This window comes from Segatella intestinalis, assembly GCF_029348455.1.
GTDB lineage: Bacteria > Bacteroidota > Bacteroidia > Bacteroidales > Bacteroidaceae > Prevotella.
Genome location: NZ_JARJVV010000017.1, coordinates 24332 through 40382, shown reverse-complemented (window position 1 = coordinate 40382; position 16051 = coordinate 24332). Strand labels below are relative to the sequence as shown.

The following is a 16051-nucleotide window of genomic DNA, read 5'->3' as shown; positions in this document are numbered from 1 at the left end:
AAAATACTCAATATCGATGCATATCCAAACCAAGATCTATGTCAGAAGAGATATACGATCCATCGATATGGATTTGATTTTCACCCACTAAGTATTCCAATGCTTCATCCACGTACTCGGAAGGAAGCAGGATGTTGCGCAGTTCGATGATGAAGTGCGGTTTGTGGTCGCCAAGCAGCTGGCGTATGGCCTGTTTGGCTTTCTCGAATTCCTGTTTTCTTGTTTTGTTGCTGGTGTATTGTTCCAGGCAGACATCACACTGGTGGCAGTCCTCGCGGCTTGCCTCGCCAAAGTATGCCAGCAACTGTCTGGAACGGCAGATGTAATCTTCCTGTGCATAATGCAGGATTCCTTCTATTCGCCGTACGTATTGCTCGCGTCTCTGTTCCCATACTTCTTGTGGTATGAGAACCTTCTCGCCATCTATTCTGTCTCTGGTGTATGTGATATAAGGAGTCTTGCGCCTTGGCACGAACTTGACGATATGGCGTGCTGCGAAGTTCTTGAGAACGACATATACCTGTTCTGTGCTGGTATCAGCCTGATGGGCTATCAGGCTCTCATCGATATAAACGAAGTCGGTGAACAGCCCGCCGTAGGTACGCAGCAGAGCCGTCACAATGGCCTCCTCTTTGGGAGAGAGGTTGTCGAGCAAATACAGATCGTTTCTGTTCAGGCAGAACATGAGACGTGCCTTTCCGTCGGGATTGTCCTCGTAGTGTATGTAGCCACTACGTTCCAGAATTCTGAGTGCAGAGTCCACCCTGACAGGAAAAAACTTGTAGATATAGCTGAACTTTTCTATATTGAACTCGAATGTCTTTCCTTTTCCGCTGCCAACGCCTATCTGGAAGAAGTATGCCAGATGCTCGTAAACATTCCTGATCAGGTCTTTTGGCGGGAATGTATCGTCGATACGTTTCCTGAGTTTTCGCTCATCGCTGGGGTCGTAGAGCAATACGGCATAAGCCTTGTTGCCGTCTCGACCAGCGCGTCCAGCCTCCTGGAAATATGCTTCCAATGAGTCGGGACAGTCGATATGGATAACCATCCTTACATCAGGTTTGTCGATACCCATACCGAAGGCATTGGTAGCCACGATGACTCTCACCTCGTCCTGTTGCCAGGCTTTTTGGCGCTCATCTTTTACAGATGGCAGGAGTCCTGCATGATAGAAGGTGCTCTTGATGCCATTCTGGTTGAGCAGGGTGGCAATCTCCTTGGTACGTTTCCGGCTTCTGGCATAGACGATGGCAGAGCCTTCTGTGCATCTCAGGATGTGCACCATCTCGTTGATCTTGTCGCCTACGGTGCGTACGATATATGCCAGGTTCTTGCGCTCAAAACTCATTTTGAACACATTCTTCTTCTCGAAATGCAGTTTTTCCTGTATGTCGTTGACAACGTCTGGTGTAGCCGTAGCGGTAAGGGCAAGGATAGGGGTGTTGGGTTTCATATCCCTGATGCTGGCAATATTCAGGTAGGAAGGACGGAAATCGTAGCCCCACTGGCTGATACAATGGGCTTCATCTACAGTGATGAAACTCACCGGTATATGGCGCAGTTTGGTTTGGAAAATCTCGGAGGCGAGTCGTTCGGGTGATACATACAGAATCTTGATACCACCAAAGATACAGTTTTCGAGAATCTGTATCACCTCACTTCTCGATTTGTCGGCATGGATGGCTGCAGCCTGTATGCCGCGCTCCTTGAGGTGCTGTACCTGGTCTTTCATCAAGGCTATCAGAGGTGTAATGACGATGCACACACCCTCCTGTGCAAGTGCAGGAACCTGAAACGTGATAGACTTTCCTCCACCTGTAGGCATCAAACCCAAAGTATCCTTTCCGGCGGCAATGCTTTCGATGATATCGCGCTGTATGCCACGGAAGTCGGAAAATCCCCAGTAAGTATGTAATATCTCCTGAAATTTATCCATGGGTTGATAGGGTATGAGATCTTGTGTCTATTCAGTTTTCATTGGGTCGTATGTCTTCTATCTGCAGTTGTACCTGATTTTTCTTGAAGACATTCTCCTCGATGGTATATGCTATGTCGAAACTGCGCTTGCTCTTGATGTATCGGGCAGACGCACTCTGTCCAAAGGCAATTCCGTTGACCACATTGCTCGACTTGGAGTCTACCAGTTCCAACTTGATGTGTTCCTGCTCGCGTCCCACCACCTTGCTTGTGCCATAGTCGTACACCCGGTGGGTGCAGAATACTGGCTTCTGGTTGCAGGGACCAAAGGGTGAGAAGCGCTTCAGGTCGTTGTGGAGGTGCTTGGTGATATCCTTAAAGTCGACGACAGCGTCTATGTTCAGGATAGCCTCGGTTTGTTCAGGCGAGATGTGTTCTTCCACATATTTCTGGAAACGGTTTCTGAACTCCTTGACATGTTCCCATTTCAGGGTGAGTCCGGCAGCATAGGTATGTCCGCCAAAGTTGACCAACAGGTCGCGGCAGCTCTTGATGGCAGAGTAAACGTCAAATCCTGTCACACTGCGGGCAGAGCCGGTAGCCATGTCGCCTTCTTTTGTGAGTACCACGGTGGGGCGGAAATAGATTTCGGTCAGTCGTGATGCCACGATGCCTATCACGCCTTTCTTCCATCCTTCGTCGTAGAGGACGATGCTGGAGTTGTGCTTCTGGCTTTCCAGTCTCGACACGATGCCGTTGGCTTCTTCGGTCATCTGCTTGTCGATGTCCTTGCGCTGTTCGTTGTATTCATTGATATGTTTTGCCATGCGCAGGGCTGTGGCAAAATCGCGCTCCACCAAGAGGTCAACACTCAGTTTGCCGTTTTCCATTCGTCCGGAGGCATTGATGCGTGGTCCTATCTTGAAGACGATATCGCTCATGGATATTTCACGTCCGTTGAGTCCGCAGATATCGATGATAGATTTCAGGCCTATGCTGGGATTGGAGTTGAGTAGCTTCAGACCATGGAAAGCCAGGATGCGGTTCTCGTCTACTACCGGTACGATGTCGGCAGCAATGCTGACGGCACAGAAATCGAGCAGGGGAATGAGTCGTGAGAAAGGTATTCCGTTGTCCTTGGCAAAAGCCTGCATGAATTTGAAGCCTACGCCACATCCACAAAGATGCTTGAATGGGAAAGGGTCGTCTGGTTGCTTGGGGTTGAGTATGGCCACGGCCGGTGGCATCACCTCGTCGGGCACGTGGTGATCACAGATAATGAAATCGATGCCAAGAGTCTTGGCATACTCTATTTCCTTGACTGCCTTGATGCCGCAGTCGAGGATAATAATCAGTTTGACACCTGTTTCGTAGGCATAGTCTATTCCCTTCTTGCTTACTCCATACCCCTCGTCGTACCGATCGGGTATGTAGTATTCTATATTGGAATAGAACTGCTGCAGAAACTTGTATACCAAGGCAACAGCCGTGCATCCGTCTACATCGTAGTCTCCATAGACCAAGATGCGTTCCTTCCGTCCCATGGCATCATTCAGTCGGTCGACAGCCACATCCATATCCTTCATCAGGAAGGGATTGATGAGGTCGGCCAGCTGTGGTCTGAAGAATCTCTTTGCAGCCGATTCTGTGGTGATGCCTCGCTGGATAAGAAGCTGACCAAGGATAGGGCTGACATTGAGCTTGTCGCCTAATTCTTTAGCCGTTTTTTGCTGTTCTGGTGTCGGTGCTTCATAATTCCATTTAAAATGCATTTTATTGTTTTTTATTTTCTGGCTGTAAAGTTACGAAAATATTATGACAATAAGAAATGTTTTAGATGAAAATAATAAAATAAGGGGCTGCAAAGTATTTTTGCAGCCCCTTACGGTATGTTTGTTGATTGTTTTTAGATGCCGAGCTTTTTGCGGATATCCTTAGGAATGGCATTCTTGTTAACCATGAAATCCATGGTCTTGTAAGCTACGAATGCCTTGGTCATGTACCAGGTTCCCTTGTAGTCGCCATACTCGCCCCAAGAGTTCTTTACCATATAGTACTCTTTACCGTTCTGATCCTTGGCGATACCATAGATGTGCATGCCGTGGTCGTCGGTAGTCTCCCAGTTGTCGAAAGCATCCTGACGCATCTTCTGTGTAGGAACGATTTCAGGAGCATTCACGCCGAGTGAGTCGAGCTTTTCGTTCTTCTCGCTCTTTGAGAGCTTGAACCAGTGGTCGGCATCGGTGCCAGCCATAGAGCGTACCTTCTTAACATCGTAGGCGATACCTAAGCCCTTGCGTGTGAAACCATCTTCGGTCACGTCGCCACCCCATGCTACAGTGTAACCATTATTAACGGCGTTGTCGATGATCTTGCAGAGGTCTTCCATAGGCACGTTGTAGCTCAAAGGCCAGCGCCAGTTGTCCTGTACCTCAACAGCAAACTTGCTCCACATTGGGTGGTGAGTATAGCTGGTGATGGAAACATAATCGTCAAGATTGATGCCGAGGCTCTTGCAGAAAGTCTCAGGAGTGTACTGCTTGCCCTCGTATGTGAACTTCTCAGGAGTTTCGCCGATATAAGAGTCGATGATGCCCTGCAAGCCGCTCTTCCATGCAGTAGAAATCTTCTTGGCCTTGCTCTTGGCTACAGCCTCTACGTAAGGAGTCATGACATCGAAGAACTCGCCGAAGTTGGCAAGTGAGTCACCGGTCAAAGTGCCTGGTGCAGGCATGGCGTTCTCAGGAACGATGCCATAGTGCTGCAAAGCATAGAGTACATCGTAGGCGCTGCCACCCTGTGAGAAACTAACGTCTCCATGCATACGGACTGCCATAGTGGCACGATCCATATAAGTCTTGTTGGCTACGTACATCTCACTGAGGTCGTATGTCTTGCCAGTCTTCTTCAGAATCTCGCTCTCAAAGAAACTGAGGGTAGAGTATGCCCAGCACGTACCGCTACGGTTCTGATCCTTGATGCTTGTAATAGGGTTCTGCTTTACCACTGTAAATACAGGCTTGTTCTTAGCGATGGCAGCTGAGTCCTTCGCTGTCTTTGCGCTTGCACCTGTGGCAACCAAAGCCATCATGGCAGCAACAATCAATGTCTTCTTCATTAACTTTTCTCTTTTTAAATTATTAATAATGTTGTATTCTTTCTCTTTAGGTTGGGGCATCTGAGAACTTCTTACTCTTTGCCCATGAACACCTCCACATCCTTAGGGTGGTAGGGGATTCGGTCTTTACCGATAAATCGGCAGCCATCCTTGGTGATGAGCACATCGTCCTCGATGCGGATTCCTCCGAAGTCCTTGTATGTTTCCAGCTTGTCGAAGTTGAGGAACTCTGCGCAGTGCCCCTTTGCCTTCCAGTCGTCGATGAGTGCTGGAATAAAGTATATGCCCGGTTCGTCTGTTACGACAAAGCCTTCCTGCAGGCGTCGTCCCATGCGCAGACAGTTGGTACCAAACTGTTCCAAGTTAGGACGAACCTCCTCGTCGAAGCCTACGTTTATTTGGTCAAGGTTCTCCATGTCGTGTACATCCATACCCATCATGTGACCTAAGCCGTGGGGCAGGAACATGGCATGAGCTCCGGCTCTTACAGCCTCTTCGGTATCGCCCTTGGCAAGTCCCAGTTCCTTCAGTTTATCAAACATCAGTCGGCATACAGCAAAGTGTACGTCTGCATATTTTACGCCAGGCTTGGCCACCTCGAGTGTATAGTCATGACAGGCTTCCACGATAGAGTAGATCTCCAGCTGGCGCTGTGTGAACTTACCGCTTACAGGCATGGTGCGTGTATTGTCAGAACAATAGTTGTTGATGGTTTCTGCACCTGCATCGCAAAGAGCCAAGCGGCCTTCCTGGAGTATGTTCATGGATGGATTGCCATGCATGATTTCACCGTGCTGGGTAAAGATGGTTGGGAAACTGACCATGGCACCATACGAGTTGGCAATGCCGTCGACCTGTCCTGCTACATATTTCTCAGTCAGCCCCGGACGGGTAAGTCGCATGGCTGTGGTGTGCATCTTGTAACCGATGACAGCAGCACGCTCCAGTTCCTCAATCTCTTCTGCCGACTTGGTAGATCTCATCTTCACTACAGCCTGAATGAGAGTAAGCGATGCTTCCTCTTTCTGCTGGTTGGGATGAATGCCGAGCAGATCGAATATCTGCAACTTGATGTCCCATCTGTAAGGAGGGAGGAAGTGTATCTTGCGCTTCTTCGACATGGCGTTGTTGCAGATGGTCTTCAGCGACTTCATTGGAGCCGTGTTCTGGATTCCCACTTGTTCAGCCATATCGTGCACACTGTCTACGCTTCCGTACCAAACGATGTCTTCAATGTCTATGTCGTCGCCAATGAGTGTCTCGATGTCATTGTCTACATCTATCACACCAACCAATCCGTCTCGGTTTTGTCCGAAGTAATACAGGAACGAAGAGTCTTGTCGAAAAGGTGCATACCCGTTATTAGGGAAATTGCAAGGCGATTCGTTGTTGCCAAAAATAATGATGACGCCGCTTCCTACCAGTTCTTTCAACTCTTTGCGGCGCTTGATATAAGTATCCTTGCTAAACATATTTTAGAATTTTACTTTAATTTGCTGCAAAGTTAGTAATTATTTCCCTAAAAATGCTTATCTTTGCAATCAAAAGTGTATATTTAGTGTGAATTTATAAAATATTAATAGATTCGGACTACATTTTGTTGCAAAACGGATAAAAAATAGAAACGGATAGTAGGTTATGAACTTAAGACTTAGTGCAGGTTTGGTGTTGGAAGGCGGCGGTATGCGTGGTGTGTTTACCAGTGGTGTGCTGGATGCCTTTATGAAGTATGATTTGTATTTCCCCTTCACGGTGGCAGTGTCGGCAGGGGCTTGTAACGGTATGTCGTATATGAGCCGTCAGCCACGTCGTGCACGTATTTCCAATATTGATTATTTGGCCCGCTATCAGTATATTGGCCTGCACCATCTGGTGACTCAGGGGTGTATTTTCGACAGGAAATTGCTTTACGACAAGTTTCCCAATCAACTGTTGCCCTTTGATTTTGATACCTACTTCAAGTATGCCGACCGTTTTGAGATGGTTACCACCAACTGTCTGACAGGAAAGGCCATGTATATGTCAGAGAATCATGACCGACAGCGTGCGCTCGACATTGTACGTGCCTCCAGCAGTCTGCCTTTTGTGAGCAAGATAGTATGGGTGGATGGTATCCCGATGCTGGATGGTGGTATAGCCGACAGTATTCCGGTACTGCGTGCCATAGAGAAGGGATATGAGCACAATGTGGTGGTGCTGACGCGCAACAAAGGATGGCGTGATGACGGGAAGGACAGAAAGATACCTTATATATATAAGAACTATCCGCGTCTGCGTGTGGCGTTGAGTCATCGTCATAAGGCATATAATGAGCAGATACAACTGATAGACGACCTGGAGGCTGCAGGCAAGATAACCTGCATACGTCCCTTGCGGCCATTGGAAGTGGGACGTATCGAAAAGGATACCGACAAGCTGGAGCGCCTATACGAAGAAGGCTTCGCTCTGGGCGAAGCCTTCTGTAAGGAGCATCTTTGATATGCTTGTTTTATTTATAGTACTTGCGAAAGTTCTGTTGTTTATACCTCTTCTACATACTTGGGGCTTTCGCCGTACTTGTTGGTTCCTGGTTTTGAATCCAAGCAGCAGAAGACGAATACTACGAGACTTAGCAGTCCGCTGATGATAAACAAAAAAGAACCGGCCATAATGTTCATAGAGGTGCTGTTGTTCATGTTTTCAATGATTTCCTGGCTCAGCATGTCAGGAGTTTCTATCAGTTCAAAGATATTGATGTCCATGCTGAGAATGCCATAGAAAATGGCAACAAGACCAATCATGCTGATAATGAAGGGTATGCCAACAAACCATCCGCTACGGCCTGTGTCATGCAGACGGCGGAAAGTCAGTGATAAGGATAAAATGGTAATGGCAAGGCTGACGAGGTTGGAGATGATGACACCCGCTGTTCCCATATAGCCGACAGGAGTCATGATGAGGTTGATGATGAATATACCTAATACGGCCCACCAAAACTCGGAGCGGCGTGCTCTGCCTTTGAATGTTACGATTTTCTTGCATGCTGTCGAGCATGCCTCAATAAATCCCATCTGGGGTTTTTCTGCATAATTAGCCATAATAAAATTGGTTTAATAGTTAATAATTTATGTTGATTTTCTCTATTCTTCTCCCAACAAGTCGGGGCGCAGTCGTCTGGTGCGTTCCATGGCTTGGTCGAATTCCCATTGTCTTACTTTTGCCTCGTTTCCGCTCAAGAGGATCTCGGGTACTTTCCATCCCTTGTAGTCGGCAGGTCGGGTATAGATGGGTGCAGCGAGGATGTCGTCCTGGAAACAGTCAGACAGTGCACTCTGCTCGTCGCTGATCACACCTGGTATGAGTCGTATCACGGCATCAGATATGATGGCAGCTGCCAGTTCGCCTCCTGTCAGCACATAGTCGCCCACGGAGATCTCTCTGGTGATGAGGTGGTCGCGCACACGCTGGTCGATACCTTTGTAGTGTCCACACAGAATGATGAGATTGCCTTGCATCGACATCTCGTTGGCTATCTTCTGGTTGAAGGTCTCTCCATCAGGCGACACGTAGATGACATCATCGTAGTCGCGTTCAGCCTTCAGGGCAGAGATGCAACGGTCGATAGGTTCACACTGCATCACCATGCCGGCGCTTCCACCGTATGGATAGTCGTCTACACGTTTCCATTTGTCGAGTGTATAGTCTCTCAGGTTGTGCAGATGAATCTCTGCCAGTCCTTTCTTCTGTGCACGGGCCAGGATGGATTCTCCGAAAAATCCCTCCAGCATTTCGGGTAATACTGTAATGATGTCTATTCTCATAATGTCTGCAAAGTTAATCATTCTACAGGAAAGAAGCAAATGTTTGGCAGATTATTTGCCGAAAAAAAGAGGCGCACAAGTATTTTGCTACTTGCACGCCTCTCTCTTTATTTGTTATTTACTCTGTATTTTCTCTCTTTATGCGCAGTTCAAACCTTTGCCTCTGAGCAATGCCTCGCCATAGTTGTTCATGGCTGACATATAGTTTGCAACGATGCACTTTACCAAATTCATAATCTTTGTTTTCATAATTGTTATCCTTTCTTTCTTTTTTGTGTTAATACTGCGGGCTCAATTGTGTGTGAGATTTTACTTGCCCATTTCCATTTTGTTGTTTACATGGATTGCCTGTGCTACCATAGCACCTACAACCAATAAAATCATTACTGTAATCATAGTCTTTTCCTTTCTTTTTAGGAGGCTCCCTTTGAGCCTCGGTTTAACATTATCCTTTAAAACAATCTTACCTTTTCGAATGCAAAGGTAATGCCATTTTATTGAATATCCGTCACAAAGACATGACAAAGATATGAAAATGTGCGATTTTTTGATACATGTCAAGATGGTGGCACTTTTTGCCATTCAGTGCCATGGTATTTGACTTCTGTCTATATTTTGGGGTGTTTGTTGCCTGTCATGCTTTACAGTGCTTCGTCGTCAGGACGCTGAAAGGCAGCCTTGGCTTTCAGTTTGGGAAGATGTTTCTTCTTTCTGAGCCATGCTGCCTTTCGTGCTTCGTACTGTTCGCGATGACGTTCCAGGAAATTGTCTGCCATGCTTACAATATATTTACTTCTATATTTATATACCTTATTATATATAATGTCTATTCTTTGAACTTGCTGTAGATAACCTTTATCTGTATGGGACTTGCGGGTTTGCCCTCACTGTCGGTGGAGTTGTCACCCCTGAACAGTCGGGTAGTGGAGAGTCCCATGTCGTGGGTTATCTTACTTACATACTGGTAGTTGTCGCGTGTCACGTAGCTGATGCTTACGGGCAGAAGCGCCACTTTGTTCCAGTTGGCTGTTCGCTTAGCCACAGGCACCTTGTACATCTCGGTAATCAGATTGCCGATATTGTTGAAGGTGTAGGCGTTCTTTGGTGTAGAGGTGCTGCTCGAGTTGAAGGCTGCCGTGTAAGAGGTACGGTAGTTGGTAATGTTGCCATGCTCGAAGAAGCTTGTCAGACTATCAACCGGTATCATCAGAATGTTGGCAGGTGTGGCGAATGTGTATTCGTCGTCACTTTCCTGGTTGTTCATTCTTGGGAATGTAACCGAAGCCAAAGCCAAAGTGTCGTTCTCGTGTCCTCGCATGATATCTTCAACAGGAAGTGTGGCTGTGGTGTAGATGCCAGCTGGAGACTTAAGATAGGTGCAGTTGGTTTGGGTCAGCATATTGTTGATGCTGTTCTGGTCGCTCTCTATGTAGTTGGTCTGCAGTACTTCCTGTGTGCTGAAGAAGGGGTAAGAATAGTTTCTCTTCTCAGTACTGTCGCGCAGACCGTCATACGACTTGATGTTCTTCCAGCGCTCCCAACAGAATACCAGCTGCATGATGTTTACCTTGGCTACGTTTCCGATACCCGCCTCATGCTTGATATAGAAGCCCGGACATACGTTGTGAACAAACTGATAGTTGTTCTTGAAGTATTCAGGATGGTCCTTACGCATGGTCATCAGATAAGCACCATAGTTGTCGTACTGGGTGCCGTCCTTGGCAGTATAGCGCTTGTTGAGGTAAATCTTAAAGTATTTGTTCTTCAGCGTATAGGTGGCAGAAGCCTTGTAGCTGTTAGCTGTGTTGACATATCCCTTGGCTATAGGGTCGAAGTCGGAGTAGTAATTCTGACCTTCCTCCATAGGCTTGCTCATTTCGTAAGCCGTCACCTTCATCGGTGCAAGGGTATCGCCGTACGAACTCTCGTAGTTTACGAGCAGATAGCATGAATCGGCAGTCACCTTTCCTCCCTTGTACACTCCGTTTTCGTATTCTCCACCATGGGCGTAGCGAATATAGTCAAGTGTGTCGAGTTCGAAAGAGGCGAGGGTAGAGAACTGTGCCATGTAGTTGCCTGTGACATAGTTGCCAGTTTCAGGGTCCTTTACCATTCCTATGATGCCGTTGCTGTTGTTGCTGAGCACCGAACCTGTAGCGGCCGATTCTGTTATCACATTGTAGCGTGCGTCGGATATGTTGAGCCCGTCTACTCTGTTGGTGACAGACTGGCCTATAGAGTCTGTTGTGTCATCGCATGATGCCATGAAGAGGGCAGCGATGGCCAGTGTGGTTATCTTAAATAGTTTCATTATCCTTGAAATAATATCTTTGATTTTGTTATTCGTCGGGACAAACCTCGTTGATGAAGTTCTTGTAGGCTTCGGTATAGTCATCACCAGGGAATTTCATCACAGGCTTCTCCTTCTCGGCAGCATACTGAAGCAGTACTTCCGAAACGTTGGCTTCTCCCTCAATGACACCGTCGCTGTAGTCGATAGCCAGTTTGCCCAACTCGGTGAAGTCGAATGGAGTCTTGTATCCTTCGAGCAGTTCCGACTTGGCCTCGCGGAAGTCAACACAGTTAGAGAAGTTGTCGCCCAACTGTCCTTTCAGCTCATTGGTGTAAAGAGCCGAGATGACCTTTGTGTTGGCGAAGGAAGGCTCTTCAGCAAAAGCCGTCTTGATGTACAGTGGAGCCACAGCGCTCATCCATCCCTGACAGATGATGACGTCGGGCTGCCAGCGTAGCTTCTTCACAGTCTCGAGCACGCCTCTTGCAAAGAAGATGGCGCGTTCACCATTATCTGTATACTCCTGACCAGTTTCGTCGGTACCCATCTGGCGATTGTTGAAATAGTCGTCGTTATCGATGAAGTATATTTGCTGGCGTGTGACAGGGATAGAGGCCACCTTGATGATCAAAGGGTGGTCTGTATCGTCGATGATAAGATTCATTCCAGACAGGCGAATGACTTCGTGCAACTGGCCGCGGCGCTCGTTGATAGTGCCCCATTTGGGCATGAATGTGCGAATCTCGAAGCCTGCTTCCTGCATCTTCTGAGGTAACTCACGTCCCATTACTGACATGTGGCTTTCTGCCACGTAGGGGTCAATCTCCTGATTGATGAATAATACTTTCTTTGCCATAGTTATAATTTTATTCTTACGAATTAGGTGCAAAGATACAAAAAAAACTTCAAATTAAGCCAACTTTTTGTCGAAAACAAGAAAAAGAACCGCTTTATTGGCATATTTTTATAATATTTCTTTCTTATTTAAGAAAAAAGTTGTTATTTTGCACCCCGAAAACAAATTTAGCAATGAAAGTATTCGATAAGATTGTTGACCTCCAGAATGAACTCTTCGCAGTTCGCAAGGAGGGTAAGGAAATCGGTCTTGTACCAACTATGGGAGCGCTTCATGAGGGTCACGCCTCTCTCGTCAAGCGTAGTGTGAATGAGAATGGCGTGACAGTAGTCTCGGTTTTCCTGAACCCTACTCAGTTTAACGATCAGGGTGACCTGGACCGTTATCCTCGTACACTCGAAGCCGACTGCAAGCTTTTGGAGGCTTGTGGAGCTGATTATGTGTTCGCACCATCAGTCAAGGAGATGTATCCTACACCCGATGAGCGTCATTTCGAGTTTCCGCCTGTATCTACAGTCATGGAGGGTGCCCGTCGTCCTGGCCATTTCAATGGTGTGTGCCAGGTGGTAAGCCGCCTGTTCTATATTGTACGTCCTACCCGTGCTTATTTCGGTGAGAAGGACTGGCAGCAGATAGCTGTCATCAAGCAACTCGTGAAGTACATTGGGGCTGATGTACAGATTGTGGAGTGTCCTATTGTCCGTGATGAGGACGGATTGGCAAAGAGTAGCCGCAACACTTTGCTTTCAGCCGATGAGCGTGCCATAGCTCCAGCTATTTACAAGGCTCTGAAGGAGAGTGTGGAATATGCCAAGAGCCATACGGTGAAGGAGACTCACGACAAGGTTGTGGCTGACATCAACGCCATAGAAGGACTGGAAGTAGAGTATTTTGAGATTGTAGACGGCGACAGCCTGCAGGATGTGGATTCATGGGAAGCGAGCGACTACGTAGTGGGTTGTATCACAGTATATTGTGGTAAGACTCCTATCCGTCTCATCGACCATATCAGATATAAAGGATAAACGATTGTTAAACAAACCGATATTATGCAGATAGAAGTATTGAAGGCTAAGCTCCATTGTGTGACGGTGACAGAGGCCAACCTCAACTATATGGGCAGCATCACGATAGATGAAGACCTGATGGATGCCGCAGGGCTGATAGCGGGCGAGAAGGTTCAGATAGTGGACAACAACAATGGTGAGCGTCTCGAGACCTATATTATAAAAGGTGAGCGCGGAAGCGGTTGCATTTGTCTCAATGGTGCCGCAGCCCGTAAGGTGCAGGTGGGTGATACTGTTATCATCATCGCCTATGCGCTGATGGACTTTGAGGAGGCTAAGACCTATGAGCCTACAGTGGTGTTCCCCAAAGAGGGCAACAAACTGTAAACGAAGGAACAAACATATTGGATAAAACGATAAGACACACCGGCTGGGAGAGGTATAAAACACTCTCAGGTCGGTGTGTCTGTGTTTTTCATCACTAACTTTCTTTCTCTTCCTTTCGGTTAGCCCAAAGGAATGAGAAGCATAAACTAAAGAGTATTGCCAACATAGATATTGTCTTTTACTTGGTCTATATTTATATTTACTTTTTCTTTGTTTCTTTACCTTCCTACTTTTTTACCTTTTTACTTTTTTACCTTTTTACCTTTCTATAAGGTACCAAAGGTTCTGCAGGATGATGATTGTCAGAACGAGGAACAGGAACAGGTAAAATCTTTCCCGTCGGAAGAAATCAGCGAGGGTGAACCGTGCCTTTATTTGCTCGTTCAGATAGTTGCGATAATCTCGTATCATGGCATAACCGATGATGATGCCTGATATGAGTATGGACGCTCCGATGATGAGCAGTACAGACTCTGTTGTTGTTGCTGCATATAGTTCTTTCATGGCACAAAATTAGTATTTTTCGTTGAAACAGGGTGTCGCATTCCTCAACTTTTGTGTCGCATTCCTATCAAAAAGGTGTCGCATTCGTAGGAATGCGACACCTTTTTGAGGATTTTTTCATTTTTTTTGTTCGAAAACAGAAATAGTATTTCTTATTCGCTCAACTTTTGCAAAGGGGAAATTTCTATGATTTATCTTCTTTCTATGAATGTATTTCTCGCCAGACGGTAGGAGTGCAGCCCTCTTTGGCTTTGAAAACGCGATAGAGATGAGTGCGCGAAGAGAAGCCACATTCTGCCGAAACGATGTCGTTGCTGTAGTCGGGACATTCTGTCATCATCTGCTTGGCTGCATTGAATCGTATCTCGCTGAGCCATATTCTGAAGGTGGATTTCAGGCACTGGTCGAAGTAGATACTCAGTTCGTTTTTCGAGATGTGGAGTGTGTTTGATAGTGTCAGCATATTGGCAGCGCTGTCTTTGTAGCCCATGTTGGCACACCACCTGTCAAGACTTTTCTGGATGAATTTCCTTCTTTCTTCTGGCAATTGGGGCGTATTGTCGATATCATCCATCTCGTTGTCATTGGACTCTTCTGTCTTTTCTTCTGACTTTGCTTTTTTTCTCTTTGCGTTCGCCTTGATGGCTTCTTCCTGTTCTTCTTCCTTGTCCAACAGTTCTTCGGTAGGAGTGTAGCTGCTGCCGAGTGCCACAAAGCTGAGGTTGAAGAAGAGAAGGGCGAGCAGGCCAAAAGGTCCTGCGATGAACAACAATGTGTTGGAGAGGATAGCGAAAGGCATGATGATGGCAGCCAAAAACAGGATGACCACGCTGGAACGGGCATATCTCACATAGGGGAGCATATCGGATGCCGCCATTGTTTCGAGCATGTTCTTGCGCTTGATCATTTCCTGCACAATCATATAAATGCAGTACACCACATTTCCGAAATAGAGTGCCAGCATGACGTAGAGCCACTTGCCGATGTACAGACCCTGATTGAGGTAGGAACTTAGGGCAAAGATGGCGATAATGGCGATATAGATGGCTGAGCATACAAAGTGGAACTTCCTTCTGTTGGCATGGGTTGCCTCTATGTTATAAATACCCATGGAGATGAGGGTGAAGCAGGGGGTATAGATCAGGATGTTGATTATAGCACCCAAGTTGGCGTCTGTCGCCCTGAATCCGAAAAACATCTGCATGAAATATTGCAATGCCAAGCCTATCATGGCGATTAATATCATTCCACGCGAACGCTCGAATCGCTTGTTCTTCCAACTCACGTGAAGATGGGTCATAGCCAAGATGAAAGCGTTGATGAGCATGAAGATTAAACATGCAAATTGAAGTAGGTATAATGGGTTCATAGTTTTTTATTTTTTACTTTTTCAATGCAAAAGTATAATAAAATTCTCAAAAACGGACCCTTTTCTTTGAAAAAAATGATAAAAAAACAGAAAAACGGGCAGAACCATGAGTTCTGCCCGTTTATGATGAAAAGCTTTTTGCTTCTTAGTCTTTAGAATGTATAATTCTATGTTTCTTGGAATTACTCGATAACTACGAGGGCATCCTCTTCGAGAACAGCCTGACCTGGTTTCACGCAGATGGCGGTTACCTTGCCGTCCTTCTCAGCCTCGATGTTGTTCTGCATCTTCATCGCCTCGAGAACGACAACAGTATCACCAGCTTTTACTTCCTGACCAACAGTCACCTCGATGCTGGTGATGGTACCTGGCAGAGGAGCCTTTACGGCATTGGCGGTATTTACGTTGGCAGCAGGAGTAGCCTCTGCATCATCCGATGCGGCTGGCTGACCGAGCACTACTTTCTTCTTCTCAGGCTCAGCTTCCTGTTCCATTTCCACCTTGTAAGCTTCGCCGTTCACGTTCACGCTTGCGATGTTTCCCTCTACAGCGTCAATCTGAACCTTATACTCTTTTCCGTCGATTGTATATTTAAACTCTTTCATTTCTGTTACTTTATGGTTTAGCTGTTAAACTCAGGAACTTGGCATTCCACATAGTCTGTCGTGGCTGTATGGTGATGATGCCCGGCTCCTTGTCGTGTACGTTATTGCCCTGATACTCGTAGAGTGCCATGGCAATGGCAGCATAAATATTTTTGTCCATTTAATATAATGTTTAATTATTAATGTTTAATG

16 protein-coding genes are annotated in these 16051 nt (G+C 46.5%); 3 read left to right on the top strand and 13 right to left on the bottom strand.

Translation table 11 applies throughout. The annotated features are described in order from the left end of the window. Nucleotides 1-7: 7 nt before the first annotated feature. The 4 genes from P3T48_RS11645 to P3T48_RS11630 all read right to left on the bottom strand — a co-directional run bounded on the left by P3T48_RS11645 (nucleotide 8) and on the right by P3T48_RS11630 (nucleotide 6510). Complete coding sequence (locus P3T48_RS11645) at nucleotides 8-1939, bottom strand: RecQ family ATP-dependent DNA helicase (RefSeq protein WP_276506811.1); 1932 nt, start codon at nucleotides 1937-1939, stop codon at nucleotides 8-10. 31 nt (nucleotides 1940-1970) lie between these two features. Continuing rightward, nucleotides 1971-3692: a single-stranded-DNA-specific exonuclease RecJ gene (gene recJ / locus P3T48_RS11640; protein ID WP_276506810.1), complete on the bottom strand. Its 1722-nt coding sequence runs from the start codon at nucleotides 3690-3692 to the stop codon at nucleotides 1971-1973. A gap of 134 nt (nucleotides 3693-3826) precedes the next feature. Beyond that, entirely contained in the window at nucleotides 3827-5038 is a 1212-nt protein-coding gene (locus P3T48_RS11635) for a C1 family peptidase (RefSeq protein WP_158462998.1), read from the bottom strand. A gap of 71 nt (nucleotides 5039-5109) precedes the next feature. After that, nucleotides 5110-6510: an aminopeptidase P family protein gene (locus P3T48_RS11630; RefSeq protein ID WP_276506809.1), complete on the bottom strand. Its 1401-nt coding sequence runs from the start codon at nucleotides 6508-6510 to the stop codon at nucleotides 5110-5112. Between the two features lie 166 nt (nucleotides 6511-6676). Here P3T48_RS11630 and P3T48_RS11625 point away from each other — a divergent pair, with 166 nt between their 5' ends. After that, complete coding sequence (locus tag P3T48_RS11625) at nucleotides 6677-7516, top strand: patatin-like phospholipase family protein (RefSeq protein WP_276506808.1); 840 nt, start codon at nucleotides 6677-6679, stop codon at nucleotides 7514-7516. Nucleotides 7517-7557: 41 nt separating this feature from the next. On the opposite strand, the gene P3T48_RS11620 is transcribed toward P3T48_RS11625, so the two are convergent. The 5 genes from P3T48_RS11620 to P3T48_RS11600 form a co-directional block, all read right to left on the bottom strand. Continuing rightward, nucleotides 7558-8115: a DUF805 domain-containing protein gene (locus P3T48_RS11620; RefSeq protein WP_276506807.1), complete on the bottom strand. Its 558-nt coding sequence runs from the start codon at nucleotides 8113-8115 to the stop codon at nucleotides 7558-7560. A 42-nt stretch (nucleotides 8116-8157) separates the two neighbouring features. Then, complete coding sequence (gene trmD, locus P3T48_RS11615; protein ID WP_022252622.1) at nucleotides 8158-8838, bottom strand: tRNA (guanosine(37)-N1)-methyltransferase TrmD; 681 nt, start codon at nucleotides 8836-8838, stop codon at nucleotides 8158-8160. A 641-nt stretch (nucleotides 8839-9479) separates the two neighbouring features. After that, entirely contained in the window at nucleotides 9480-9614 is a 135-nt protein-coding gene (locus P3T48_RS11610; RefSeq protein WP_022252624.1) for a hypothetical protein, read from the bottom strand. A gap of 50 nt (nucleotides 9615-9664) precedes the next feature. Continuing rightward, nucleotides 9665-11149: a DUF4270 domain-containing protein gene (locus tag P3T48_RS11605; protein ID WP_194253490.1), complete on the bottom strand. Its 1485-nt coding sequence runs from the start codon at nucleotides 11147-11149 to the stop codon at nucleotides 9665-9667. A gap of 28 nt (nucleotides 11150-11177) precedes the next feature. Beyond that, entirely contained in the window at nucleotides 11178-11987 is an 810-nt protein-coding gene (locus tag P3T48_RS11600; protein ID WP_217757359.1) for a glycogen/starch synthase, read from the bottom strand. A gap of 173 nt (nucleotides 11988-12160) precedes the next feature. Here P3T48_RS11600 and panC point away from each other — a divergent pair, with 173 nt between their 5' ends. Both panC and panD read left to right on the top strand, forming a co-directional pair. Then, entirely contained in the window at nucleotides 12161-13012 is an 852-nt protein-coding gene (panC, locus tag P3T48_RS11595) for a pantoate--beta-alanine ligase (protein WP_022252627.1), read from the top strand. Between the two features lie 24 nt (nucleotides 13013-13036). Further along, nucleotides 13037-13381, top strand: a complete 345-nt coding sequence (gene panD, locus P3T48_RS11590) for an aspartate 1-decarboxylase (RefSeq protein WP_022252628.1) — start codon at nucleotides 13037-13039, stop codon at nucleotides 13379-13381. 258 nt (nucleotides 13382-13639) lie between these two features. Here panD and P3T48_RS11585 read toward each other — a convergent pair whose 3' ends face one another. From P3T48_RS11585 to P3T48_RS11570, 4 genes are all read right to left on the bottom strand, one after another. After that, complete coding sequence (locus tag P3T48_RS11585) at nucleotides 13640-13885, bottom strand: hypothetical protein (protein ID WP_276506806.1); 246 nt, start codon at nucleotides 13883-13885, stop codon at nucleotides 13640-13642. 202 nt (nucleotides 13886-14087) lie between these two features. Then, nucleotides 14088-15254: a helix-turn-helix domain-containing protein gene (locus P3T48_RS11580; RefSeq protein WP_276506805.1), complete on the bottom strand. Its 1167-nt coding sequence runs from the start codon at nucleotides 15252-15254 to the stop codon at nucleotides 14088-14090. A 182-nt stretch (nucleotides 15255-15436) separates the two neighbouring features. Then, nucleotides 15437-15859 carry a biotin/lipoyl-containing protein gene (locus P3T48_RS11575; protein ID WP_276506804.1) on the bottom strand — a complete coding sequence of 141 codons (423 nt, stop codon included), beginning with the start codon at nucleotides 15857-15859 and terminating at the stop codon, nucleotides 15437-15439. A 10-nt stretch (nucleotides 15860-15869) separates the two neighbouring features. After that, nucleotides 15870-16019 (bottom strand): hypothetical protein, encoded by a 150-nt coding sequence (locus tag P3T48_RS11570; protein WP_022252632.1) that lies wholly within the window; start codon nucleotides 16017-16019, stop codon nucleotides 15870-15872. Nucleotides 16020-16051: the final 32 nt, after the last annotated feature.